Below are 26,601 nucleotides of genomic sequence, written 5' to 3'. Positions count from 1 at the left end.
TTACCTATCCTCTTCCCGGTGGGAGCAAAAGAGGTACAGGCACTGCTGCAAAATGCTGCACATCTGAGGAACGCAGCAGGTGGAAGGATTCTGGAGAAGCGAAGCGTTCGCCTTTTTCGCTGGATTCTAACCCTGTAAGGGTTATTCCAATCCAAGAATCCAGCGGCAACAGCGATCGTAGGAACCTTCCACAGGCGGAGTGGCCCCCTCAAAACCGCCATCCCCACACCTGCCATGCACCTCTTTTGTTCCCTTTTCTCAACAACTACATCCGAACTTTTCTTCACCTTTGAAATCTACCTGAGTCGGGTAATCATTATCGAAACAGGCTAGGCACAAGCCGCCTTTGTAATCCTCTTCGTTATATCCACCTACAGCGGCAATCAAACCCTCGGCGCTCATAAAGTAGAGCGAATCGGCGTTAATTTCCTCACGAATTTCCTCGACGGTTTTGGATGAAGCGATCAGTTCCCGACGATCTGGCGTGTCGATGCCATAGAAGCACGGGTTTTTGAAAGGCGGTGAGGTAATACGTACATGTACTTCCAACGCGCCCGCATCCCGCAGCATATTCACGATTCGACGGGACGTGGTGCCCCGTACGATAGAATCGTCGATCATAATGACTCGTTTACCTTCAACAACACGGCGTACAGCGCTCAGCTTCATTTTCACACCCTGCTCGCGTAGCTCCTGACTCGGCTGAATGAAGGTACGTCCAGTGTATTTATTTTTAATCATACCCAGCTCATAAGGAATACCTGTCTGCTCTGCATAACCAATCGCAGCCGAAATACTGGAATCCGGCACTCCCGTCACCAGATCCGCATCGACAAAAGCTTCCAGCGCCATCTGGCTCCCCATTCTTTTGCGTGCAGCATGAAGATTGGAACCATTCAAATCACTGTCAGGACGGGCAAAATAAATATATTCCATCGCGCACAGTGCTTTACGATGCTTGCCTTCACTGTAACGGTCTTCGTGCAGACCATTTTTGTCCAACACCAACAGTTCACCCGGCTCGATATCGCGCAACAGCTCTGCCCCAATCGTTTCCAAAGCACAGGTTTCGGAAGCAAACAAATATGCATCACCTAATCTGCCCATCGTCAACGGACGCAAGCCATTGGGATCAGAAGCGACCAGCAGTTTATCATTGGTCATAATGAGAAAAGCAAATCCGCCGACAATACGCTTCAATGCATCTTTCGCGGCCTCCACTAAATCCTTGGACGATCGTGCGATCAAATGCGCCACTACTTCTGTATCGCTGGTCGTTTGAAAAATAGACCCGCCCTGCTCCAGCTCATGCCGGATTTGCAAAGCATTCACGATATTTCCGTTCGTCGCTACCGCTAGATCCCCATCACGATACTTAAACACCAAAGGCTGTGCATTCGTTAGCTTACTGTCTCCACTTGTCGAGTAGCGCACATGTCCTATGGCAATATCGCCTGTCAGCGAAGCCATCAAATCTTTATTGAATACTTCTTTTACAAGACCCATTCCACGATGATAATGGAACTCGTCGCCACTGCTCACACAGATGCCTGCACTTTCCTCCCCGCGATGCTGGAGTGCATGCAATCCGTAATATGCTAGGGAAGCGGCATCGGAGTGTCTGTATACTCCAAACACGCCGCATTCCTCTTTTAATTTATCAAACAGCCCCTCTTTACCAGAGCCTTCATTATAATAATCTCCAGTCCACAACGTCCGTGCTGTTATTTCATCAGACATGGAATGACATCCTCCCAGATTTGCTTCAAACTGGCGACTGCCTCGTTTAAAGCGGGTTGTCCGTTCACCTCAACTGTCAATTGTGATCCTTCAACTTTTCCTAATACGGTAACTGGCACTTCCACACCACGCAGATGTGCTTCCAAAGCAGACGCTTTATCCGGCGATGCAGATAACAAAATACGGGATTGGGTTTCGCTAAACAACGCATGGTCAGGACGCAAGCTCGTTTCTACGTTGACCTGTGCTCCCAATCCGCCGCTAATCCCGGATTCCGCAAGCGCTACAGCCAATCCGCCCTCTGCCAAATCATGCGCAGATTGTACCAATCCACCCTGAATCGCTCCCAGTACCGCAGTCAGCAGTTTTTTCTCTACGTTCAAATCCAGCTCAGGCGGGCGTCCCTCGGATACACCGTGTACGACAGCTTGGAACTCACTGCCTCCCAGCTCGGCCTTCGTTTCCCCCACCAGGAAAATTACATCACCTTCGGCTTTGAAGCCTTGTGTCGTAATATGATCTGTATCATGTACCAGACCTACCATACCGACAACAGGCGTCGGATAGATGGAGCCTTTGGCATTTTCATTGTACAAGCTGACATTGCCTCCGATGACAGGTGTATCCAGTACACGGCAAGCTTCTGCCATACCGTCCACGGCTTTTTCCATTTGCCAGAAAATATCCGGCTTTTCAGGGTTACCGAAATTCAGGTTATCCGTAATCGCCAACGGCTCGCCGCCGGAGCATACAATGTTACGCGCTGCTTCGCTGACTGCAATCCGTCCGCCTACCTCTGGATCAAGGTATACATAACGTCCGTTACAATCTGTCGTCATGGCGAGCCCCTTACGAGTTCCGCGTACAGTCACTACAGCTGCATCCGATCCCGGACGAACGGCTGTACTCGTGCGTACCATGTAGTCATACTGCTCGTATACCCATTTCTTACTGGCTACACTTGGTGATGACAGCACCTTTTTCAACGCACCGTTCAAATCCGTCACTTCTGCATAACGCAGTGTGTCAATAGCAGCATTTTGCTCATAATAAGCAGGGACTTCGGAAGGCTTGTCATAAATCGGACACTCGTCAACCAGCGCCGTCACTGGCATATCCCCGACCACTTCATTGTGATGGAACAAACGCAAACGACCGTCATCCGTCACTTTACCGACCTTGGCACAAATAACGCCCCAGCGCTCGAAAATTTCCAGTGCCTGTGCTTCATCCTTAGGCTCTACTACGAACAGCATCCGTTCCTGTGATTCGGATAGCATCATTTCATAAGGTGTCATGCCCTCTTCACGCTGCGGTACCTGATCCAGATACAGCTCCAGGCCGTTGCCAGCCTTACTCGCCATCTCCGCGCTGGAGCAGGTAAGCCCCGCGGCACCCATATCCTGAATACCCAGCACAATACCGCTGTCGATCAGTTCCAGACAGGATTCCATAACCAGCTTCTCCATAAAAGGATCGCCTACTTGAACCGCAGTCCGGTTCGCTTCAGATTCCTCCGTCAGTTCAACCGATGCAAATGTCGCTCCGTGAATCCCATCACGACCTGTCGGCGGGCCCACATAGAACACCGGGTTACCGACCCCTTTAGCAACACCACGCTGGATTTTATCATGGTCAATCAGTCCGACACACATTGCATTAACGAGCGGATTGCCTTCGTAGCTTTCATCAAATACAACCTCGCCACCTACAGTCGGAATACCGATACAGTTCCCGTATCCCGCAATACCAGATACCACATGCTCGAACAAATATTTCACACGGTCGCTCTCCAGCTTGCCAAAACGCAGAGAGTTCAACACCGCAACTGGTCTTGCACCCATGGAGAAAATATCACGAATGATACCGCCTACCCCAGTCGCCGCCCCTTGAAAAGGCTCCACAGCCGACGGATGGTTATGGCTTTCGATTTTAAATACAACCGCTTGGTTGTCACCGATATCTACAATGCCTGCGCCCTCGCCGGGTCCCATCAGAACTCGCGGACCGCTCGTTGGAAAACGACGCAGCAGCGGCTTGGAGTTTTTATAAGCACAATGCTCTGACCACATGACACTGAATACGCCAATCTCCGTATAATTCGGCTGACGTCTCATGAATTCACAGATCAACGCATATTCACTGTCCGATACACCCATCTGCTGATACAGTTTATGTTCGGCAACCTGCTCTGCCGTCGGTTCCTTAGCGGACACTTGCTGCGCCATGTCGATCCCTCCAAGCGTTCAAAATAGATGTAAACATACGTTTGCCGTCATCTGTTCCAAGCAATGCGTCCACCGCGCGTTCCGGGTGGGGCATCATGCCCAGCACATTACCTTGCTCATTACAAATCCCTGCAATATCCGTCACGGAACCATTAGGATTATCTTTATACTTAAATACAATCTGATTGTTCGCCTGCAAACGAGCCAGCGTCTCATCATCACAGTAATAGTTGCCTTCGCCGTGGGCGATCGGAATGACGATCTCTTCACCAGCAGCGTAATCTTTTGTAAAAGGTGTTTGGTTATTCGCAACCTGCAACACCGTATCCCGGCATAGGAATTTCATCGACAGATTACGGCGTAAAGCCCCTGGCAGCAGCCCAGCTTCGGTCAGAATTTGAAAACCGTTGCAAATCCCCAAAATATATTTGCCCTCGGCAGCCGCTTTGGCAACTTCCTTCATCACCGGAGCAAACCGGGAAATCGCGCCGCAACGCAGGTAATCCCCGTAGGAGAAGCCTCCTGGAACAAGAATACAATCATAAGGCGACAGATCCGTCGCAGTATGCCAAACATAATCGACAGGTTCACCGACTGTGTCCTCTACCGCCTTATAGCAGTCAATATCACAGTTGGAGCCCGGAAAAACCAGAACTGCAAATTTCATGGAATCAGCCCTCCAGTTCGTAGCGGTAGTCTTCAATGACCGTGTTGGCCAACAGCTTTTCGCACATCTCAATGATGCGCTTTTCAGCACTCTCGCGGTCTGTTGTATCCAGATTCAATTCCATATACTTACCAATTCTGACGCTGTCCACTTCTCCGAAACCCATAGAATGCAGTGCGCCTTGCACCGCAACCCCCTGCGGGTCCAAAACGCTTTGCTTAATCGTGACATAGACTGTTGCTTTCATCATGTTCCTTCAGTTCCTCCTCCGAATGAGTGAATCCTATTGGTTGAATTATGATTACTATTTACTGTGCCGTCAGACGCCGCCAAATATCCGTATATCTTGCAGTTGTTTCTTCTACGACCTCAGCAGGCAACGGATCGGGCTTGCTATTCTTGTCCCAACCGGATGATGCCAAATAGCTTCGTACCGGCTCCTTGTCCATACTGTCAATCTCAACATCCAGCTCATACTTTTCCTGCGCCCAAAAACGGGATGAATCTGGAGTGAAAATTTCGTCAATCAAAATCACCTTACCGTTAACAAGACCAAACTCAAACTTGCAATCGGCTAAAATAATTCCCCGCTTCTCGCAGAAAGCACGTGCAAATTCGTACAACGCCAAGCTCTTTTCTTCAAGCTCACCTGTTAGTTCAACCCCGACCAGTTCTTTCATTTGGTGAAGGGAAATGTCCTCGTCGTGTCCAACATCATTTTTTGCAGCCGGTGTAAATAAAGGCTTGGGAAAGCGCTCATTTTTACGCAGCCCCTCTGGCAATGGAATGCCGTTCACCTCACCGTTCTGCTCATACTGACGCCATCCGCCTCCGGTAATATATCCGCGCACCACACACTCAATGTCGATGCGTTCAGCCTTCAGCGTGACCATGATCCGGTCCTTCAGCAACTCTTTATTCTGTTCGTCGATCACATGCCCGAGCTTGTTCACATCGGTGTGCACGACATGGTTTTCCAACAAGTCTTTCGTCTGCTCAAACCAGAAAGCGCTGAGTTTATTCAGCACGTTCCCCTTTTCGGGCACGGGTGGCTCTAACACATAATCAAAAGCCGAAATTCGGTCCGTAACGACAATCAGAAAATGCTCTCCGAGATCATACAGTTCACGCACCTTGCCTTTGTACAAGAGCGGCGCATGGATCAGACCTTCGGCAGTAGACAATGACATTTCATTACACCTCTTTCAAAAGAGTATTTCCCCTCCTAAATCAACCTTGCCCCTCCTAAATCCTCCCCTCAGGGAGGACCCCCAGGGCTGCTGCCCTCGGGACTCCCGCAAGGGTCGGCTGGTGAGGGGGGTGGGGCCGTCTATTTTGTAGCTGGGGTGGTATGAGCGCGTTCCGCTTGATGAAGGCTTGTTGGCACAAACTTTCATCAAGCAACGCTTTTATGCTGGCTCAGAGCGACGTTTTTACGTATTAACAACGCATTAACGCTTCCAACTCTAAGCGACAAGTTTTATGCCGCTTACAGCTCGACCGTGGTTCAGCGTCTACATACCGCCAAACCATTCGGCCCGTGGCCGTGCAGCGAGCATTGGGCTTCGCCTGTTGTGCGCATGTGCTACGCTGCGCACGGATACGGTAGCTCGAGGCTTCGCTTCTTGAGCCTGCGCGTTCTCGTGAGGACCGCAGGCTGTTTGCTACGCAAATTCGGCAGCCCTCACGAGCACGTTGCTTTGCGATAGAAAAACAGTGGAACACGCTTTTCTATCGTTCTTCGGGGTGGTGCGGTATCTTATGTGCCGTACCTTCCCTAGTTCTGCTCCCTCACGAAGGTTGGTGCTGGAAGCAGCGGAGCGGACGGAATCGTTCTGGAGAAGCGTCAGCGCTTGCCTTTGCCTCTGGATTCCAGCCAATATCTGGTCTTATACAATCACAGGAATCCAGGGGCAACAGCAATCGGAAGAATGATCCGTTCGCGCAGCGGCCTCACCAAGCGCCAACCTTCCCTCCTACTCCCCTAATCCCAGCTTTTTGAAGATCGTATCCACGTTCTTCAGATGCCAGGCTGGGTTGAACGCGTCCTCGATTTCGTCTGCGCTGAGCACGGCAGTAATTTCCGGGGTCGCCTCGACGATTTCGCGGAATTGGCGTTGCTCTTCCCACGCCTGCATAGCACGCGGCTGCACAGTATCGTAAGCTTTTTCACGACTAAAGCCTTTGTCGATCAGCTTCGTCATAATACGACCGGAGAACGGTACGCCGTACGTACGGGCCATATTGCGCTTCATATTTTCAGGGAAGACCGTCAGATTTTTTACGATATTACCAAAACGGTTCAGCATGTAGTTCAACAGCATCGTTGCATCCGGCAGAATGATGCGTTCTACGGAAGAATGCGAAATGTCGCGTTCATGCCACAGGGTTACGTTCTCATACGCCGATACCATATGCCCACGAATCACGCGTGCCAGACCGGAGATATTTTCACTTCCGATCGGATTGCGTTTATGCGGCATCGCGGAAGATCCTTTTTGACCCTTGGCAAAGGCTTCTTCCACCTCACGGAACTCACTCTTTTGCAGAGCACGGACTTCTGTAGCAAATTTGTCCAACGATGTGGCGATCAACGCTAATGTTGCCATGTATTCTGCATGACGGTCGCGCTGTAACGTCTGTGTAGAAATCGGTGCAGGCTTGGTGCCCAACTTGCGGCATACAAATTCTTCTACAGCCGGGTCAATGTTGGCATATGTCCCAACTGCACCGGACATTTTACCGTATTGTACTTGGTCAGCCGCAAAACGAAAGCGTTCCAGATTGCGCTTCATTTCCTCGTACCACAATCCCATCTTCAGTCCAAACGTTGTTGGCTCAGCATGTACTCCGTGTGTGCGCCCCATCATCGGTGTATGCTTGTAAGCCAATGCCTTTTCCTTCAAAATTTCAATAAAATTCAAGATATCACGTTCCAGAATTTCATTTGCCTGCTTTAACAGGTAGCCCAGTGCCGTATCAACTACGTCTGTGGAGGTCAAACCATAATGTACCCATTTGCGCTCGTCTCCAAGACTTTCGGACACCGTGCGGGTAAAAGCAATGACATCATGTCTTGTCTCCTGCTCAATTTCATAGATCCGTTCAATATCAAAACTTGCATTCTTACGCAAAGCCACGGTATCCTCTTTTGGAATAACCCCTAATTCCGCCCAAGCTTCACAGGCACACAGCTCTACTTCCAGCCACGCTTTAAATTTATTTTCTTCCGTCCAAATCGCTCTCATTTCCGGTCTGCTATAGCGTTCGATCATGACTATTTATTCCCCCAAATATTGGTTTGTTCAATCCATTCCAGCGCTTGTTCCGCATCCTGGCACAATAGATTAATATGTCCCATCTTTCGGCCTGGCTTGGCTTCACTTTTTCCATACAAATGCAGCTTGGGTACAACATCCAATCTTTCAGCTTCAACATCCGATTGCGCAAACCGCCGAACCACGTCCTCCAAATGCTCACCTAACACATTGACCATCACGACGGAAGTCAGCAGCTTCGTGCTGCCCAAGGGTAAACCGCAAATCGCACGTATGTGCTGCTCGAATTGCGACGTCGCGCATCCCTCCATCGTGTAATGGCCGGAGTTATGCGGTCGTGGTGCCAACTCATTAACGTACAATTGTCCATCTTCGGTGACAAACATCTCCACAGCGAGCAGTCCCACCGCACCCAGCGACTCTGCCACAGCCAGCGCCAACTTGCGTGCTTCCTCCTGGACAGGTTCTGGCACACGCGTAGGCACAATCGACGTGTGCAAAATATTGTTCACGTGAATGTTTTCGGCAGGTGGAAAGGCTTTGGCTTCACCGTTCGTGCTGCGAGCTACAATCACCGAGATTTCGCAGCGAAAACGGATGAACTGTTCCAATACCAGTTCCGCACCGCCTCCTGCCAGTTGTTTGTAGGCAGCCGTGGCTTCCTCCGGTTGGCGAATGACCACTTGTCCCTTGCCATCATAACCACCGACTGCTGTCTTGAGCACACACGGTACACCCAGTTCAGCTACCGCTTGAACCATATCCGCAGGACTACTGATTTCACGATACGGAGCGACAGGGACACCAGCAGCTTCAATAGAACGCTTTTCTCTCAGACGATGCTGTGTTGTGTACAAAAGACTGCTGCCTTGCGGAACGCTGGATTCCTGTTCCAAAAGTGCAGCCACACCTGCGTCCACATTTTCAAACTCATACGTGATCACATCGCACCGCTCAGCCAGTTCTCTGGCTGCATGCTCATCATCATAGGCAGCGCGGATTTGTTCTGACACCTGTCCACATGGGCTATCCGGTGTAGGGTCCAGTGTCACAAAGCGATATCCTAGATTGGTTCCCGCCAGTACAAGCATTCTTCCTAATTGCCCGCCTCCTAAAAGTCCAATCGTTGTACCAGGAGGTCGGATACAGCCTGTGGGTTCACATGCCCCATTCATAGTGAGTCACTGCCTTCCAGCACCTCATCACGGATACGGTCGCGTCTCGCCAAAACCCGCTGGCTTATCTTTTCGTCAAAAGCGCCTAATATTTGTGCTGCCAGCAGCCCTGCATTCGTAGCACCTGCCTTACCGATTGCCACAGTGGCAACCGGAATACCACCCGGCATCTGCACAATGGAGAGCAGGGAGTCCAGACCGTTCAGAGCCTTCGACTGAACAGGCACACCAATGACCGGCAAGGATGTCTTCGCAGCCACCATCCCTGGCAGATGCGCAGCCCCACCCGCTCCAGCAATAATGACCTTTAGTCCACGCCCGGCGGCCTCTTCTGCAAAACGAAACATTAAATCCGGTGTACGATGGGCTGAAACTACTTTTTTCTCATATCCGATTTCAAGCTCGTCCAGCACAGCACATGCATGCTGCATGGTGTCCCAGTCTGATGTGCTGCCCATAATGACAGCGACCTGCACTGACATGTCCTTCACTCCCTGTTTATCAATAAGCGCCAAAAATCCGGCACTCGAAAATAACGTTATTTTCAAGACACCGGACTACGAAAAAACAAACGACAGAGCCTCTTAAAGGCATGCCAAAAGCAAGCCTCTTCCACCGCATCCAATGCGGCTTCAGCCGTATGTCTCCCGTAGTCCGGAAATTTAAGGTTTCCAGGTAGAAACTTCCGGGCCATATCCCCGGCATTATACGAGTTAGCATTGTGCCTACTCCATACCCAACGATATTCTTTACAAGTATGATCGTGGTCAGTTTCGGCTCAAACATGTGTACCTTATTAAATTGTACCTAAAGTTCATTTTTTATCGACAATACACTTCCTAGTTTAACAATTCCCTACACCTTATGTCAACTTGAAAACGAACATTATAATAATCATACAATAGAATGTTCGTGTTTAACAAAATCAACACCCTTATATACCCATTGGTCTGGACTATTGTATTACATTTAGCTATCTCTCACCTATCCTGATAACAGCGAGCGCACCGCATTCCAATGACAAAAAGTAAAAGTCGGCACTCCCTATACAGGCAGTAAACCGACTTTTACTTTTTTATTCAGTTATTTTACGACCAGCACAGGAATACGCGCATGCTGCACCACATTGTGGCTTACGCTACCCAATACGAATTCACGGATACCACCTAAACCGCGGCTACCGATCACAATCACATCGAAGTCATTCTCATTGGCATAATCCAAAATGACTTCGGCTGGCGAACCTTGAATGAGCTCCACCTTGGCATCTACGCCTTGCTCAGCAAGCCGCTTTTTAACTTCATCTGTAGTTTGTTCGGCCAAATCGTAATATTCTTTATTCACCGAAGCTGGAATTGGAGCCAAACCTTCGCCCATAAAAATCCGTGGAAAATCAAATGCTGTTACCACCTCAAGCTGTGAGGACGGTGATGCCTTGACCAATTCAGTCGCCTTCAACAAAGCCTTGTTGGATGCATCCGAACCGTCATAAGCAAGCAATATTTTTGAAAATAGCATAATACGCACCTCTTCCTCATTCAGTTTGTTGATTCAATGCCTAAAATATGTATTCCTGTTGTTGTTCATGCCATGTCATCACTGGATGGCTGGAGTAGTCTTCTCACTCATCATTAAACTTCCCTATGAGAACCTAAACTCCTCCCCTTTACTGTAAAAAATACCCATACAGCAATGCGTTCATGAATAGCAACGCAGGAATACCTAATCTGAAGCTCATATGCCGTGTTTTATGGCGTTTACGGTACATGGCAATTAGCACGCCTAATGCTCCCCCGATCAGGGCCAGGAAAAATAACGTCCGTTCAGGTACACGATCGCGATGTTTACGTGCTCTCTTTTTATCCTCCGACATTACCAGATAGCCTACTGCATTGATAAACAGCAGCCATACCAACAAGCCTGTCTGCAATGTCTCTCCTCCTTTTGCACACCTACCAAGTTCAGGATTAGGCCTTATATAGCGCTCTCCCCCCTCATTATAACCCCACCCCTTTTACAGAAACAACGCCTCCCCTGACTTGGATAGTGCTTTTGCGGAAATAGTAAGGTGGCATAAGGGCGCTCCCCGAGTGCATCTATTTCGTCTTAAAGGAGGAACTACGATGGAAAGCACCCATGAATACGTTGAAAAGCTGCGAGAAAATGCAAAAAAAGCAGAACGCAACCGTAAACGAGGAAAAGGAACTCCCAGCGCCAGCTTGCCTACAAAACAGCATACCAACAATCCTTGATCAAGGAATCTGTATTAAGCTGTATAGCCACGTTATTAACGTATAGTATCAACTTAACCTTGCAGCTTTTCCTGAGAATTGAGTACAAGGTAAACTCCGTTGTTTAGCTTCCACAATAACAGCAAGCAGACTCCTTATGAGATATCTGCTTGTTGTTTTGTTTTTCAAATACACTTCCACACACAATAAAGCGATTACATTTATAATAAATAAGTTCTAAAGTCATATTTTCTAACATAAGTGTTGACTAAAAACAATTTTACACCCTATAATTCGTGATATTAACGCAATTCGACAAAATATTTGTCAGTTAATCTATCATTAATATTTGAGGTTTAAGATTGGAGAGGAGCTTTATATGACTAACATGAAAAAAATGACGATGATTCCCCTGTTGGCTAGCTTTATTCTCGGTAGTACCTTATGGAGTGGTGGATTTACCGCCAACGCTGCGGCTGCGGCAGCAGCTACAACAACCAGCACAACTGCACCTGCTTCTACCACTACTACGTCGGACACATCCGAAAATCCTCAAACCAATCATTTACCCAATATTAAAATACTTGCCACGGGAGGGACCATTGCAGGATCATCTTCCGTCAATACTGATACGACCGGCTACAAAGCAGGAGCGTTAGGTGTGGAAACCTTGATCAATGCCGTTCCTGAGATGAAAAGTATTGCAAATGTCAGTGGTGAACAAGTTGTTAATGTAGGTAGCCCCGACGTTAATAATGAAATCCTCTTAAAACTTGCCAAACGTACCAATGAATTGCTTGCCAGAGACGATGTAGACGGCATTGTCATTACACATGGCACAGATACATTAGAAGAAACCGCTTATTTCCTCACTCTTGTTATCAAAAGCGATAAGCCAGTAGTTGTCGTTGGCTCTATGCGTCCAGCTACTGCCATCAGTGCCGATGGTCCCTTCAACCTGTATAATGCAGTGAAAGTCGCCGGGGCTTCGGCCTCTAAAGGTCAGGGTGTACTCGTCCTGCTGAACGACCGTATCGGTGCAGCAAGATACATCACCAAAACGAACACAACAGCAGTCGATACGTTCAAGTCTGTAGAGCAGGGATACCTTGGAGCTGTTGTGGGTGATCAAGTGTACTACTACAACAAATCCACGCACAAGCATACGACTTCTTCTGTATTCGACATCTCTAACCTGACTCAACTGCCGCAAGTAGATATTTTATACGAGTATCAAAACAATGGTCGCTATCTGTATGATGCAGCCGTAGCAGCTGGTGCCAAGGGTATTGTCGTAGCTGGTTCCGGTAATGGTTCCTTGTCCAAGACCTCCTCAGAAGGCGCAGAGGCCGCAGGTAAAAAAGGAGTTATTATTGCCCGCTCCAGCCGCGTGGGAAGTGGAGTTGTGTCCCCGTCAACAAAAGACGCAGCATCGAACTTTGTGTCGACCGATTCGCTTAATCCGCAAAAAGCACGGATTTTGCTCATGCTTGCTTTGACCCAAACACACGATGTTAACCAAATTCAATCCTTTTTTAATGAATACTAAAAGCAGTCATCCCAAATCAAATAAATAGATCATCTTTATTATGAAAAAGAAGCAGCGATTACGGTTGACCACCGTAACTGCTGCTTCTTTTTTTGCGAGACAATTCTAGCATTAGTAACTATTTCATCTGATATCCAATCGTCTTGGTCTTAAACAGTAATTCGTTGTTCCTCCCATGTAGCATCAAGACTGCTGTTTGGGAATCCCATTCAAGCTTGGAGGATATTTCGCTTGCTTCTCTGGATGAGGAGCGATTTCTTCCTCCAGAATACTTGATTTATTTTGCTGATTATTGATTTTAAGCGACTTATGCTTGGGCATAAATACTCACCTCCTCGGATTACCATGCCAAGGAGTGATCGTTTTTATACCGACGTATACCTGCTGATTATGTTGACTACAGCACTTTTGGTCATCCGTTATTTGCCCTGCTTTTGTTCCATCGCTGCTTTTAGCAAATCACCCAAACTGGAGCCAAAAGATTCCTGTTTTTCAAATTGTCTTACTAGCTTTTGCTGTTCCCGTTTGTTTACCCGTTGCTTGTCCGTATCCAACGTCTCAGTAATGCCGCAGGGCAGGCATCTTACATATAGCCCTGCCTTGCCCTCTTTCATTTCCATTTTCTTATGACACTGCGGACAACGTCGATTGGACAAACGTTTTTCCCCTGAACGACGGTAACCGCAATCCGCACTTGGACATACAAGGAACTTTCCTTTCTTGCCCTTCTTTTCCAACAGCTTTGTACCACAATCAGGACAATGACTATTCGTCACGTTGTGGGGCTTGTACTCCGCACTGCTATTTTTTACAGTGGAAACCAACTCTTTCGCCATAGCACGAATAGAATTCAAAAACGGTTCCGGTTGTCCTTGACCACGAGCAATCCGTTCCAGCTCCGCTTCCCAACGTGCCGTCAGTTCGGGCGTTCGAAGCTGTGGAGCTGCCAGTTCAATCAGTTGCTTACCTTTCCCCGTGGGATGCATCACGTTCCCCTGACGCTCAATCGTATCCGAGCTGACAAGCTTCTCGATCAGATCTGCGCGGGTAGCAGGAGTACCCAGTCCATGCTTTTCCATCTGAGCGAGCAAGGCTGCTTCTGTATACCGCTTCGGCGGCATCGTTCGCCCAGCTCGTACAAGACAACGCTGTAACCGGACTGAATCTCCTTTTTGCAGCTCAGGTAAAATAACGCCTCGTCCATTGTTTTCCCGATCCTCTGCTTCTTCATCATCCATATCATAATGGTTCGCGTCATATACAGCACGCCATCCGCTATCTTTTACATTTGTGCCTTTTACCTGAAACGTCTCCTGCTCCACCGTTACTGATACGGCTACAGCATCATAACGTGCAGGCGGATAGAATAGACTGATAAAACGTCGTGCAATCAGATCATACAGTTTACGTTCCTCCGGGCTCAACTGATTAAGCAATAATGTCTGCTCAGTAGGAATAATCGCATGATGATCCGTGACTTTACTGTCATCCACAATTCGCTTTGTGATTGGTAGGTTGTTACGCAATAGCGGACGTGCCAAGGAAGCATATGGACCTACTGCTACACTACTGAGCCTTTCCTTAAGTGTGTCCACCATATCGGATGTCAGATAACGGCTGTCCGTACGTGGATAGGTCACCAGCTTATGCTGTTCATACAGACGCTGAAGCAGATTAGACGTCTGTTTAGCCGAAAAGCCATAGCGCTGATTAGCATCTCTTTGCAGCTCCGTTAAATCATACGCTAGCGGGTGAGGCTCGTTCTTTTCGCTCTTTTTAACACTCGCAACTGTGCCTTTGGCCCCCTCAAGCCTGCGGCGCAAAGCCTCTGCTTGAGTGCGGTCAAACATGCGTGAATCCCCGCTCTCTGCCCGCCAAGTTGCCTGAAAATCGCCGAAATCCGCCGTCAAAGTATCATATTCCTGAGAACGGAATTCGGTAATTTCTTTCTCACGCCCCATAATCATCCCCAGCGTTGGCGTCTGCACTCTTCCAGCCGAAAGTTGGGCGTTATAACGACAAGTCAACGCGCGAGTTACATTGAGACCAATCATCCAGTCTGCTTCAGCTCTACAGCGAGCCGATTCATATAAACGATCAAACTGCTGACCAGGCATTAGCTTTGCAAAACCTGCCTTAATCGCCTTGTCCGTCTGCGAGGAGATCCATAAGCGCCGGAAGGGCTTTTTCCAGTTTGCCATTTGGATGATCCAGCGTGCCAACAATTCTCCTTCACGAGCAGCATCTGTTGCCACGATAAGCTCTCCAATGTCCTGCCGCTTCATGAGCTGCTGCACAGCTTTGAACTGGTGATTACTTTCGCGCAGCACCTTTAACTTTGAACTCTTCGGAAGAATAGGCAGGTCCTCCAAATTCCAGGTCGCATACTTAGAATCGTAATCCTCCGGCTCTGCTAAGCCGACCAAATGTCCCAGTGCCCAAGTCACCACGTACTGGGGTCCTTCTATATAACTTTTATGCTTCTCGCGGCTACCCATCACACGTGCAATCTCTCTGGCCACAGACGGTTTTTCTGCCAATACCAATACCTTCATGTTACGCTCCTTTCTCTCATAGTGTTAATTATACCATCCTGCCATCTTACGATAAATTCTAATGCCAACGGCTCTTATTAACATGATCCTACATACTATTGCTATTGCTTCTACATCGGTTAGGATAACTTACAAATCAGGCACACTCCATTTTAATAGCAGCCCCGCATAGGTGAGGCCTCCCCCAAATCCATATAACAACACATGTTGTCCATACCGTAAACGTCCATCATCCAAACCACACTGCAAAGCCAACGGGATGGATGCCGCCGATGTATTACCATACAACTCTACGCTGGTCAGCGTTTTTTCCAAAGGTACTGTACTTCTTTCACATATGGACTCGATCATTCTCAAATTAGCGCTATGAGGGACAAACCAGTCAAGATCCTCCTTCTTCATATTTGCCTTATCCAATAATCGATCGATTCCCGTTGGAACAGAGCGAACAGCCCATTTATAAACCTCACGTCCATTTTGAGCAATAAATCCATGGTCTTGCAGCTTCTCTCCATCCAAATGATCAGATAATCCCACACGGTAAAGATGTGCTCCCCCTTGCCCATAAGTACCTATATCAGAAGTTAAAAATGATCCTTCATCCTCGTCATATTCAACAAGTGCAACTCCTGCACCGTCTCCAAAAAGTATACACGTCGTCCGATCCGTATAATCTGTAATTTTGGACAACGTTTCGGCTCCCACTACTAGCACCTTACGATGCAGACCACCCGTAATAAGGCCATTTGCCAAATGAAGTCCATAGGAAAAACCTGCACATGCTGCACTAATATCCATTGACCCCGTGTTCGGAATATCAAAATGAGCCTGAATACGTGAAGCCGTGCTTGGAAAGTAGTAATCAGGTGTACTAGTCGCTACAATGATCATCTCAACATCGTTTATATTTACGTCATACAGGTTAATCATACGTGTAATAGCTTGTATACATAAATCAGATACATATTGATCTTCAGCCGCAATTCGTCTTTCACGCATACCCGTTCTTTGTACAATCCACTCGTCACTAGTGTCCACAAGCTTCTCCAAATCGGCGTTTGTCAAAATGCGTTCAGGCACATAAGTGCCAAAGGCCGTAAGCTTAGCTTTTGAATTCAACAATTTGATCACTCTCCTTTGTAATCCTTATTCACATTATAACACCAGATACTAATACCTGGTACTAAATTATTTTAAAAACGTCTTCTTATTTACTAGTTAATATCCACTTATCCAGTTGAACTTATAACAAACTCGCTTTAAATAAAATTCCTCTGCCTTTTAACGCAAAAAAGAGACCATGATCTTCAGAAGATCATGGTCTCTTTTGTTTGTTGCTTGGCGACGTCCTACTCTCCCAGGACCCTGCGGTCCAAGTACCATCGGCGCTGGAGGGCTTAACGGTCGTGTTCGGGATGGGTACGTGTGGAACCCCTCCGCTATCGCCACCAAACATGAATTTACATTGTAAATTCTACCGTACGGTTATTCGGTTCATCACTTATCGTGTGAATGAATAGCCATGCGCTTGTCGTATGTCACTTGTACATACCTTCAAGGTTACACCCTGAAAACTGGATCCGAAACTCATTTGCGTTTTATTTTAGGATAAGCCCTCGACCGATTAGTATTGGTCAGCTCCATGCATTACTGCACTTCCACCCCCAACCTATCTACCTCGTCGTCTTCAAGGGGTCTTACATACTGGGAAATCTCATCTTGAGGGGGGCTTCACGCTTAGATGCTTTCAGCGCTTATCCCTTCCGTACATAGCTACCCAGCGGTGCTCCTGGCGGAACAACTGGTACACCAGCGGTACGTCCATCCCGGTCCTCTCGTACTAAGGACAGCTCCTCTCAAATTTCCTACGCCCACGACAGATAGGGACCGAACTGTCTCACGACGTTCTGAACCCAGCTCGCGTACCGCTTTAATGGGCGAACAGCCCAACCCTTGGGACCTACTTCAGCCCCAGGATGCGATGAGCCGACATCGAGGTGCCAAACCTCCCCGTCGATGTGGACTCTTGGGGGAGATAAGCCTGTTATCCCCAGGGTAGCTTTTATCCGTTGAGCGATGGCCCTTCCATGCGGTACCACCGGATCACTAAGCCCGACTTTCGTCCCTGCTCGACTTGTAGGTCTCGCAGTCAAGCTCCCTTCTGCCTTTGCACTCTTCGAATGATTTCCAACCATTCTGAGGGAACCTTGGGGCGCCTCCGTTACTCTTTAGGAGGCGACCGCCCCAGTCAAACTGCCCACCTGACACTGTCCTCGCACCGGATCACGGTACCAAGTTAGAACCTAGATACGATCAGGGTGGTATCCCAAGGATGCCTCCCTTCAAGCTGGCGCTCAAAGTTCAACGGCTCCCACCTATCCTGTACAGATCGTACCCAAATTCAATATCAAGCTGCAGTAAAGCTCCATGGGGTCTTTCCGTCTTGTCGCGGGTAACCTGCATCTTCACAGGTATTAAAATTTCACCGGATCTCTCGTTGAGACAGCGCCCAAGTCGTTACGCCATTCGTGCGGGTCAGAATTTACCTGACAAGGAATTTCGCTACCTTAGGACCGTTATAGTTACGGCCGCCGTTTACTGGGGCTTCGGTTCATAGCTTCGCCCCGAAGGGCTTACCACTCCCCTTAACCTTCCAGCACCGGGCAGGCGTCAGCCCGTATACTTCGCCTTGCGGCTTCGCACAGACCTGTGTTTTTGCTAAACAGTCGCTTGGGCCTTTTCACTGCGGCCCCCTCGGGCTATTCACCCTACCGAGGCACCCCTTCTCCCGAAGTTACGGGGTCATTTTGCCGAGTTCCTTAACGAGAGTTCTTCCGCGCGCCTTAGAATTCTCTTCTCGCCTACCTGTGTCGGTTTGCGGTACGGGCACCTTCTCCTGGCTAGAGGCTTTTCTTGGCAGTCTGAGATCATGACCTTCGCTACTACAATTTTCGCTCCCCATCACAGCCCAGCCTTAACGATGTGCGGATTTGCCTACACACCAGCCTCACTGCTTAGACGGACATCCATCAGTCCGCGTCACTACCCTACTGCGTCACCCCATTGCTCATAACGGATTACGGTGGTACAGGAATTTCGACCTGTTGTCCTTCGACTACGCCTATCGGCCTCGCCTTAGGTCCCGACTTACCCTGAGCGGACGAACCTTCCTCAGGAACCCTTAGGCTTTCGGCGGATCTGATTCTCACAGATCTTTTCGTTACTCATACCGGCATTCTCACTTGAATGCAGTCCAGCGCTCCTTACGGTACACCTTCAACCCGCATTCAACGCTCCCCTACCCCTGATGCAAGCATCAAGCCATAGCTTCGGTGGTGTGTTTAGCCCCGTTACATTTTCGGCGCAGAGTCACTCGACCAGTGAGCTATTACGCACTCTTTCAATGGTGGCTGCTTCTAAGCCAACATCCTGGTTGTCTGTGCAACTCCACATCCTTTCCCACTTAACACACACTTGGGGACCTTAGCTGATGGTCTGGGCTGTTTCCCTTTCGACAATGGATCTTAGCACTCACTGTCTGACTCCCGGAACTAAATCTATGGCATTCGGAGTTTGACTGAGCTTGGTAACCCTTGCGGGCCCCGCACCCAATCAGTGCTCTACCTCCACGATTCTTTTTTCCGAGGCTAGCCCTAAAGCTATTTCGGGGAGAACCAGCTATCTCCGGGTTCGATTGGAATTTCTCCGCTACCCCCACCTCATCCCCGCATTTTTCAACATGCGTGGGTTCGGGCCTCCAGTGCGTGTTACCGCACCTTCACCCTGGACAGGGGTAGATCACCCGGTTTCGGGTCTACGTCCACGTACTCATTCGCCCTATTCAGACTCGCTTTCGCTGCGGCTTCAGCTCTTCACCTTAACCTTGCACGGGAACGTAACTCGCCGGTTCATTCTACAAAAGGCACGCCATCACCCATAGATCGGGCTCTGACTTCTTGTAAGCACACGGTTTCAGGATCTATTTCACTCCCCTTCCGGGGTGCTTTTCACCTTTCCCTCACGGTACTGCTTCACTATCGGTCGCCAGGGAGTATTTAGCCTTGGCAGATGGTCCTGCCGGATTCATACGGGGTTTCACGTGCCCCGCACTACTCGGGATCCGTCTCGGAGAGAACAAGTTTTGAACTACAGGGCTTTTACCTTCTCTGGCGGGCCTTTCCAGACCTCTTCATCTAACCGGTTCCTTTGTAACTCCATGTGAGACGTCCCACAACCCCAAGGAGCAAGCTCCTTGGTTTGGGCTAATCCGCGTTCGCTCGCCGCTACTGACGGAATCACTATTGTTTTCTCTTCCTCAGGGTACTTAGATGTTTCAGTTCCCCTGGTCTGCCTCTATTCTGCCTATGTATTCAGCAGAAAGTGACTGTCGATGAAGACAGCCGGGTTTCCCCATTCGGACATCCCCGGATCAAAGCTTGCTTACAGCTCCCCGAGGCCTTATCGTTGTTCGCCACGTCCTTCGTCGGCTCCTGGCGCCTAGGCATCCTCCGTGTGCTCTTTGTAGCTTAACCTAGTATTTACATCGTAAATACGATTTGCTTTGAATTTCAGTTCAACACTTACGTGTGAATGAAATTCAAGGCAGCTACCTTTATTTCACTTGTTTACACAAGATCAGCTTAAAGGAATATTCTAAAACGCAATTTCGTTTCGGTATCCAGTTTTCAAGGTGCAATTCGCTTCATCGAAGCGAAACCCGATGAATATTTCGGTTCCACACGGATGTGTGAATGAAACATTCGTCGAAGCTTGAGAGTTTGAGCTCTCAAAACTGAGCAACGAGTGAGTAACAGGCCTAAACCTGAGTTTTGAAGCTTACGCTTCATATTTGAATGTTTCCATTGCAGGAAACGATTCTCCATAGAAAGGAGGTGATCCAGCCGCACCTTCCGATACGGCTACCTTGTTACGACTTCACCCCAATCATCTACCCCACCTTCGGCGGCTGGCTCCCTTGCGGGTTACCCCACCGACTTCGGGTGTTGTAAACTCTCGTGGTGTGACGGGCGGTGTGTACAAGACCCGGGAACGTATTCACCGCGGCATGCTGATCCGCGATTACTAGCAATTCCGACTTCATGTAGGCGAGTTGCAGCCTACAATCCGAACTGAGACCGGCTTTTCTAGGATTGGCTCCACCTCGCGATTTCGCTTCCCGTTGTACCGGCCATTGTAGTACGTGTGTAGCCCAGGTCATAAGGGGCATGATGATTTGACGTCATCCCCACCTTCCTCCGGTTTGTCACCGGCAGTCTGCTTAGAGTGCCCAGCTTGACCTGCTGGCAACTAAGCATAAGGGTTGCGCTCGTTGCGGGACTTAACCCAACATCTCACGACACGAGCTGACGACAACCATGCACCACCTGTCTCCTCTGTCCCGAAGGAAAGGCCTATCTCTAGACCGGTCAGAGGGATGTCAAGACCTGGTAAGGTTCTTCGCGTTGCTTCGAATTAAACCACATACTCCACTGCTTGTGCGGGTCCCCGTCAATTCCTTTGAGTTTCAGTCTTGCGACCGTACTCCCCAGGCGGAATGCTTAATGTGTTAACTTCGGCACCAAGGGTATCGAAACCCCTAACACCTAGCATTCATCGTTTACGGCGTGGACTACCAGGGTATCTAATCCTGTTTGCTCCCCACGCTTTCGCGCCTCAGCGTCAGTTACAGCCCAGAGAGTCGCCTTCGCCACTGGTGTTCCTCCACATATCTACGCATTTCACCGCTACACGTGGAATTCCACTCTCCTCTTCTGCACTCAAGCTCCCCAGTTTCCAGTGCGACCCGAAGTTGAGCCTCGGGATTAAACACCAGACTTAAAGAGCCGCCTGCGCGCGCTTTACGCCCAATAATTCCGGACAACGCTTGCCCCCTACGTATTACCGCGGCTGCTGGCACGTAGTTAGCCGGGGCTTTCTTCTCAGGTACCGTCACTCTTGTAGCAGTTACTCTACAAGACGTTCTTCCCTGGCAACAGAGCTTTACGATCCGAAAACCTTCATCACTCACGCGGCGTTGCTCCGTCAGGCTTTCGCCCATTGCGGAAGATTCCCTACTGCTGCCTCCCGTAGGAGTCTGGGCCGTGTCTCAGTCCCAGTGTGGCCGATCACCCTCTCAGGTCGGCTACGCATCGTCGCCTTGGTAGGCCTTTACCCCACCAACTAGCTAATGCGCCGCAGGCCCATCCACAAGTGACAGATTACTCCGTCTTTCCTCCTTCTCCCATGCAGAAAAAGGATGTATCGGGTATTAGCTACCGTTTCCGGTAGTTATCCCTGTCTTGTGGGCAGGTTGCCTACGTGTTACTCACCCGTCCGCCGCTAGGTTGTTTAGAAGCAAGCTTCTAAACAACCCCGCTCGACTTGCATGTATTAGGCACGCCGCCAGCGTTCGTCCTGAGCCAGGATCAAACTCTCCATTAAAGACCAACCGAAGCTGGTTTATAGAAAGAGCGATAAGCTCATTTTGAAACTGACGAGATAAAAATATCTCTTGTTTGATTTTGCGAACAAAATCGTTTTACTCACTCGTTGTTCAGTTTTCAAAGATCAAACATTCTTTTCCGTTGATTCAGTTTGTCGCTTCATCAACTCTTATATCATATCATGTCCGAACCAACTTTGCAAGCATTTTTTTGAAATCTTTTTTTGTAACACTCGCTCGCAACATTGTATTTCTTGGCCGGAATTAGAATATACCATATGCATATCCCTTTTGCAAGCATTTATTAGATAAGATTTCACAATGCTTTATTTATTATTCGTTTTCCTTCTATATAATAGCTACTTGTATCTATCTGCGTCTAACTACAAAAAAAGAACCTCTTCCCTTAAGCAACAGGAAAGAGGTTCTGTGTTCTATATCTACTGATTATTCGGAGCCCATAAAGGCAAAGCGGATCACTACAATAATAGCAAGCACCCACATGAGCCAGTGAATTTTAACTTTATTGCTGGTAAACAGATTACTGAACACAGCCAGCACAACGTAAGACAGAATACCAGCAGAGATACCATTCGCGATTCCACCTGTGAAAGGCATTAGCACGATGGTCAAAAATGCAGGAAACGCCAACAGGAAGTTATCCCAGTCGATGTTGCGAACCTGACTCATCATCAGGACCCCAACGATAATCAGAGCTGGAGCAGTAGCGGCAGAAGGCACAACCAGAGCCAATGGTGCAATAAACAGGGCCAACAAGAACAGAACACCTGTCGTTACAGCAGTCAGTCCGGTACGTCCGCCTTCTTCTACCCCTGCGGAGCTTTCTACGAATGCTGTAATCGTACTTGTACCCAATACTGCGCCGGTACTTACACCAACAGCATCCACCAGCATCGCTTTACCGATAATTTTCTCGCCTTTTTTCTTATCTTTCATTATACCCGCGCGTGTAGCTGTACCTACCAAGGTACCAAACGTATCAAACAACTCTACAAATGTGAAAATGAAAATGATATCAAACAGACCAATATGCAAAGCTGCTTTCAAGTCTAACTGACCTACAGCCAAATTACTGAAATCAGGAATCCAGTTGCCTGTTGTCAAGCTACTCAGATTTGTTACTCCCATCGGAATACCGATTAATGTAGTAGCTACGATCCCAATCAGCAATGCACCTTTGACCCGAACGACCATCAGTGCTGCGATAATAAGCAATCCGATTAGCGCCAGTAGTGCATCCTTTTGATGTACCAGACTTCCCAGAATCAAATTAAAAGCATGCCCTGGAACCGGTTGACCAACATCTGTCCCTGGAACGATGCTCACCATAACCAGATTACAAAGCTTGAAGCCGACAATCGTAATAAACAAGCCGATACCCACTGTAATGGCTGTCTTTAAATTTTCCGGAACCGCGACAAGCAGCATCTGTCTTACTCGTGTCACGGTTAAAATCAGAAAGACGATACCGGATATAAATACAGCGCCAAGTGCCGCTTGCCAAGTAATCATGCCATTGGAACTCAGGACTACAGTCATAAAATAAGCATTCAAGCCCATACCCGGCGCCATGCCGATCGGCACATTAACGAATAAACCCATCAGTATGGTGACCAAACCTGCACCTACCGCCGTCGCAAAAAAGACAGCTTCACTGGGCATACCTGCTCCAGTCGGACCTAAAAAGGTATTGTTGACCACCAGAATATAAGCCATGGTCATAAAAGTAGTAATCCCCGCAATAATCTCTGTGCGGACGTTCGTGCCATGTTCCTTTAATTTAAAGAAACGCTCCATGAGTCGTAATTCCTCCTACGCAAAGCATACTCGTATTGTTATCGTTCGTTTGAAGTAATATTCGCATTCATATGCGCTATATTATTACATTCGTTATTTTAGGCTCTCACCTACTGCTTGTCAACAGAAAAAGCGAATGTTACAAATTGAACACATATGTATTGTTCGGAAAACAGAAAACCCGCAAGCTATTATGCAGCTGACGGGTTATGATTTAGAGGAATCAGATATTTTTGTACTTATCAAAGGCATTCGCTGTGTCTGGTATATTTTCCAGATAAACGATCTTACCTTCCGCATCCAGCCGGGCCTTGTCCACTCCAGTAAGTGTATAAACTTCGCCTGTTGCTTTTTTACCACACACTGCCCATTTGGTTTGATAGGTATCAGGTTCTCTGGGTACAGGTTTCCAACCTTCATACATATGCTTGATTTCGAGCGATCCCTCAAAGAACATATTCAAGAAGCTTTTCCAACTGTTCATACCTTGTTTTCGATCACCATTCAATACAAACTCAATCTTCTCAGAAAAAAGGCTAATTAATCGTTCTCTACTCTTCTCGTCATCTTTTGCTAAATCATAGTAGTGAAAATAATCTTCTAAAATCTTCATCGTGTGCAATTCCTTTCGTGCTGTATATGTGTATGCGTCCTTATGAGAAGGTTATTGCAATTTTACCAACAGCGTGGTGGGTTTCGCTTAAAGCGTGTGCGTCATACAAACCTTTTTGTGAAAAAGGAAACGTAGCTCCTACTACCGATCTTACTTTCTTTTGCTCCAACAGATCGGCAATTTCCTGTAGTTGCTGTCCGTCGGGCTCCAGCCATATATTTTTGGCCGTTACGTTGTACTCCTTCACCAGCTCTTCGTCAAAATTGCTGACAATGGATATGATCCGTCCAGTATCCCTTTTCATTACCTTAAAGCTGTTCTCCTGAACATCCCCACCCATCGTATCGAACACCACGTCCACATCAGATAAAACTTCCTCAAAACGAGTTGTACGATAGTCAATGATTTGGTCGGCTCCCAATGAAGCAAGCAGTTCATGATTACGCTCACTGGCTGTAGTAATGACATAGGCTCCGGCTTGTTTGGCAAACTGGATAGCAAACATGCCTACGCCACCTGCACCTGCGTGGATTAATACTTTCTCCCCTTTGGCCAGTTGACCATGTGTAAAGAGCGCCTGCCAAGCAGTCAACCCCGCCAAAGGTACAGAAGCGGCTTCCTCCCAAGAAATTGAGGCAGGTTTACGTGCCAGCAGGTGATCATCCACCAAGGTATACTCGGCATAAGTACCAAACCGGGTGGTGTCCGGGCGTGCAAACACTTCATCTCCCACTTTCCAATCGGTGACCTCGCTGCCTACTTCCGAAATAGTGCCGGCTACATCCCAGCCTAAAATAATCGGGAACTCCCAATCCATCATTTGTTTTAAGTAACCTTCACGCAGCTTCCAGTCAATTGGATTGATGGAGGTAGCCGCCACTTTAACTACAACCTGATGAGCCTGTGGTGTAGGAGTAGCCACTTCTCTTTCTTTCAATTCATCCTTGCTTCCATACTGATCTATAACGATGGCTTTCATATTCATTTCCTCCTCGCACATTTACATATTCTTTACATTGCTAGACATACGCTGTAGCACATCTGTCAAAGCCACAATTTCCTCATCTGTAAACTTACATAGCAGCTTTTCCTGAAAGGCTTGTCTTTGCTCTGACAAAACTTGCAGTTCTTGAACCCCTAATTCGGTCAAACGTATATAGGTCACACGCTTATCCTGCTCTTTTTTACTACGTAAAATCAGACCTTCCTCTTCCAGCCTTCTCAGATGTCGGGTTACTGCTGCACCATCCAGAACGAGCAGATGTTGGAGCTCCAGCTGACTTAGTTCCTGACGATGATCAATATGATACAAAATTTCAACCTTGGTAAAGCTGGTTTTTAACTGTGCTTCAAAGGCGTTATTCATTTCTTTACACAAAAGATGCATGCGATAAAACAACTGGCTTTTTTCAGAGCAATGTTCGATGACAAACCCTCCTCCTAATACTTGACCCATCAATTGATATATCAAGTATTATACACCCTCACTAAAAATAAACAAGTCCTGAGACAAGTCTGTATATACAAATCCTACAATCAGGAAAAAATGCTCAAGCTAAACGAATAGCCTGAGCATTCTAGAATTTGTAGTTAGTAGGGTCATTCGATAAAACGATGAAATGGTCCAAATTACAGTGTATTCATAAATCCGATAATACGGGCCGCCATCCGCTCGTGGCCTGCCTGATTCGGGTGCAGGCCGTCAGGAACACCATTTTCCCCTGTAAAGTACATCTGTTTATGTACAAGCAATAGTGGTTGAATTCCGGCGATATTCCACAGATCGCAGCACGGGAAAGAATAAAGTGAGGCCACTTCTCTCACGGCCTGTGCATACGCGCTATAGACTTGACCAGTAATGGCATTAGGCAGATGCTCAGGAACCGTATCACTTGATCCGTGAGGCGGAGTCAAAAAGACGATCAGCTTGTCCGGGTAACGGTTAATTAGTCCTTCGGCAATATGCTTGAGCGCACCATAAAACGTACGCGTTTCTGTCGATGGCGTATCCAAGCTACCGAACGGTATTTCTCCCATCGAAAAATCGTTTCTTCCCCCCATAAAAAAGATCACGTTCGCATGAGGGTTCATTTTCTCATAACGCTCACACATCGGTTCAAAACCGCCGCTGGCTACACTGCTGCCAGATATGCCGTGATTCTCAAAGGTTAGGAATCCCAGTGCGTCGCTCACAAGGTGGGGGTAAGGCTTTTCTCCATCACGCAATTCATATCCAAACGTAATGCTATCGCCCAGAAATACAGCATGGCTGCCTTGGTATTTGCCTTGATTGATTGTCATTCGA

General features: G+C 48.0%; 22 protein-coding genes, 3 rRNA genes and 1 riboswitch. Of the genes, 3 read left to right on the top strand and 22 right to left on the bottom strand.

Going from position 1 to position 26,601, the window contains the following annotated elements:
• Positions 1-4: 4 nt before the first annotated feature.
• From KAI36_RS04010 to KAI36_RS03985, 6 genes are all read right to left on the bottom strand, one after another.
• Entirely contained in the window at positions 5-169 is a 165-nt protein-coding gene (locus KAI36_RS04010) for a hypothetical protein (RefSeq protein WP_220027015.1), read from the bottom strand.
• Positions 170-258: 89 nt separating this feature from the next.
• Positions 259-1,740 (bottom strand): amidophosphoribosyltransferase, encoded by a 1,482-nt coding sequence (gene purF / locus KAI36_RS04005; protein WP_220027014.1) that lies wholly within the window; start codon positions 1,738-1,740, stop codon positions 259-261.
• The gene (gene purL, locus KAI36_RS04000; RefSeq protein ID WP_220027013.1) at positions 1,725-3,968 is read right to left on the bottom strand and encodes a phosphoribosylformylglycinamidine synthase subunit PurL; all 2,244 of its coding nucleotides are present in this window, start codon (positions 3,966-3,968) and stop codon (positions 1,725-1,727) included. Before purL ends, purF begins: the two co-directional genes overlap by 16 nt.
• A complete protein-coding gene (gene purQ / locus KAI36_RS03995) occupies positions 3,946-4,635 on the bottom strand; it encodes a phosphoribosylformylglycinamidine synthase subunit PurQ (protein WP_013308798.1) in 690 nt (229 codons plus the stop codon). The genes purL and purQ overlap by 23 nt, the downstream gene beginning before the upstream one ends.
• A 4-nt stretch (positions 4,636-4,639) precedes the next feature.
• Positions 4,640-4,885 carry a phosphoribosylformylglycinamidine synthase subunit PurS gene (gene purS, locus KAI36_RS03990; RefSeq protein WP_013308797.1) on the bottom strand — a complete coding sequence of 82 codons (246 nt, stop codon included), beginning with the start codon at positions 4,883-4,885 and terminating at the stop codon, positions 4,640-4,642.
• 58 nt (positions 4,886-4,943) lie between these two features.
• The gene (locus KAI36_RS03985) at positions 4,944-5,825 is read right to left on the bottom strand and encodes a phosphoribosylaminoimidazolesuccinocarboxamide synthase (protein ID WP_025719826.1); all 882 of its coding nucleotides are present in this window, start codon (positions 5,823-5,825) and stop codon (positions 4,944-4,946) included.
• Positions 5,826-6,117: 292 nt separating this feature from the next.
• Between KAI36_RS03985 and KAI36_RS03980 the strand changes: the two genes are divergently transcribed.
• Positions 6,118-6,264, top strand: a complete 147-nt coding sequence (locus tag KAI36_RS03980) for a hypothetical protein (protein WP_220027012.1) — start codon at positions 6,118-6,120, stop codon at positions 6,262-6,264.
• 347 nt (positions 6,265-6,611) lie between these two features.
• On the opposite strand, the gene purB is transcribed toward KAI36_RS03980, so the two are convergent.
• The 5 genes from purB to KAI36_RS03955 form a co-directional block, all read right to left on the bottom strand.
• Entirely contained in the window at positions 6,612-7,910 is a 1,299-nt protein-coding gene (gene purB, locus KAI36_RS03975; RefSeq protein ID WP_013308794.1) for an adenylosuccinate lyase, read from the bottom strand.
• Positions 7,911-7,912: 2 nt separating this feature from the next.
• Positions 7,913-9,088 carry a 5-(carboxyamino)imidazole ribonucleotide synthase gene (gene purK / locus KAI36_RS03970; protein ID WP_220027011.1) on the bottom strand — a complete coding sequence of 392 codons (1,176 nt, stop codon included), beginning with the start codon at positions 9,086-9,088 and terminating at the stop codon, positions 7,913-7,915.
• The gene (purE, locus tag KAI36_RS03965; RefSeq protein ID WP_023987047.1) at positions 9,085-9,570 is read right to left on the bottom strand and encodes a 5-(carboxyamino)imidazole ribonucleotide mutase; all 486 of its coding nucleotides are present in this window, start codon (positions 9,568-9,570) and stop codon (positions 9,085-9,087) included. Before purE ends, purK begins: the two co-directional genes overlap by 4 nt.
• Before the next feature lie 148 nt (positions 9,571-9,718).
• A riboswitch (purine riboswitch) is annotated at positions 9,719-9,820 on the bottom strand.
• A 351-nt stretch (positions 9,821-10,171) separates the two neighbouring features.
• Positions 10,172-10,606, bottom strand: a complete 435-nt coding sequence (locus tag KAI36_RS03960; protein WP_023987046.1) for a universal stress protein — start codon at positions 10,604-10,606, stop codon at positions 10,172-10,174.
• Positions 10,607-10,754: 148 nt separating this feature from the next.
• On the bottom strand, positions 10,755-11,018 hold the full coding sequence (locus KAI36_RS03955; RefSeq protein ID WP_220027010.1) for a DUF1294 domain-containing protein: 264 nt from the start codon (positions 11,016-11,018) through the stop codon (positions 10,755-10,757).
• Between the two features lie 193 nt (positions 11,019-11,211).
• Here KAI36_RS03955 and KAI36_RS03950 point away from each other — a divergent pair, with 193 nt between their 5' ends.
• Complete coding sequence (locus KAI36_RS03950) at positions 11,212-11,340, top strand: DUF4023 family protein (RefSeq protein ID WP_023987044.1); 129 nt, start codon at positions 11,212-11,214, stop codon at positions 11,338-11,340.
• Positions 11,341-11,698: 358 nt separating this feature from the next.
• On the top strand, positions 11,699-12,868 hold the full coding sequence (locus KAI36_RS03945) for a type II asparaginase (RefSeq protein WP_220027009.1): 1,170 nt from the start codon (positions 11,699-11,701) through the stop codon (positions 12,866-12,868).
• A gap of 183 nt (positions 12,869-13,051) precedes the next feature.
• On the opposite strand, the gene KAI36_RS03940 is transcribed toward KAI36_RS03945, so the two are convergent.
• The 11 genes from KAI36_RS03940 to KAI36_RS03890 form a co-directional block, all read right to left on the bottom strand.
• On the bottom strand, positions 13,052-13,189 hold the full coding sequence (locus tag KAI36_RS03940; protein WP_023987042.1) for a hypothetical protein: 138 nt from the start codon (positions 13,187-13,189) through the stop codon (positions 13,052-13,054).
• A gap of 98 nt (positions 13,190-13,287) precedes the next feature.
• Complete coding sequence (locus tag KAI36_RS03935; protein WP_220027008.1) at positions 13,288-15,423, bottom strand: DNA topoisomerase III; 2,136 nt, start codon at positions 15,421-15,423, stop codon at positions 13,288-13,290.
• 129 nt (positions 15,424-15,552) lie between these two features.
• Complete coding sequence (locus tag KAI36_RS03930; protein WP_220027007.1) at positions 15,553-16,545, bottom strand: ketoacyl-ACP synthase III; 993 nt, start codon at positions 16,543-16,545, stop codon at positions 15,553-15,555.
• 214 nt (positions 16,546-16,759) lie between these two features.
• Positions 16,760-16,876 (bottom strand): 5S ribosomal RNA (rrf, locus tag KAI36_RS03925).
• Positions 16,877-17,027: 151 nt separating this feature from the next.
• Positions 17,028-19,955 (bottom strand): 23S ribosomal RNA (locus tag KAI36_RS03920).
• A 353-nt stretch (positions 19,956-20,308) separates the two neighbouring features.
• A 16S ribosomal RNA gene (locus tag KAI36_RS03915) occupies positions 20,309-21,864 on the bottom strand.
• Together the 16S, 23S and 5S rRNA genes form the textbook arrangement of a ribosomal RNA operon.
• Before the next feature lie 448 nt (positions 21,865-22,312).
• A complete protein-coding gene (locus tag KAI36_RS03910) occupies positions 22,313-23,683 on the bottom strand; it encodes an NCS2 family permease (protein ID WP_023987039.1) in 1,371 nt (456 codons plus the stop codon).
• Positions 23,684-23,906: 223 nt separating this feature from the next.
• On the bottom strand, positions 23,907-24,296 hold the full coding sequence (locus KAI36_RS03905; RefSeq protein WP_220027006.1) for a nuclear transport factor 2 family protein: 390 nt from the start codon (positions 24,294-24,296) through the stop codon (positions 23,907-23,909).
• 40 nt (positions 24,297-24,336) lie between these two features.
• A complete protein-coding gene (locus KAI36_RS03900; protein ID WP_220027005.1) occupies positions 24,337-25,275 on the bottom strand; it encodes an NADP-dependent oxidoreductase in 939 nt (312 codons plus the stop codon).
• Between the two features lie 21 nt (positions 25,276-25,296).
• On the bottom strand, positions 25,297-25,767 hold the full coding sequence (locus KAI36_RS03895; RefSeq protein WP_220027004.1) for a MarR family winged helix-turn-helix transcriptional regulator: 471 nt from the start codon (positions 25,765-25,767) through the stop codon (positions 25,297-25,299).
• A 158-nt stretch (positions 25,768-25,925) separates the two neighbouring features.
• Positions 25,926-26,597, bottom strand: coding sequence for an SGNH/GDSL hydrolase family protein (locus KAI36_RS03890; protein ID WP_220027003.1), 672 nt, complete (start codon positions 26,595-26,597; stop codon positions 25,926-25,928).
• Positions 26,598-26,601 lie beyond the last annotated feature (4 nt).

This window comes from Paenibacillus sp. S02, assembly GCF_019454065.1.
Lineage (GTDB): Bacteria > Bacillota > Bacilli > Paenibacillales > Paenibacillaceae > Paenibacillus > Paenibacillus polymyxa_B.
The sequence above is the reverse complement of the archived record's forward strand: the minus strand, read 5'-3'. Positions and strand labels throughout refer to the sequence as shown.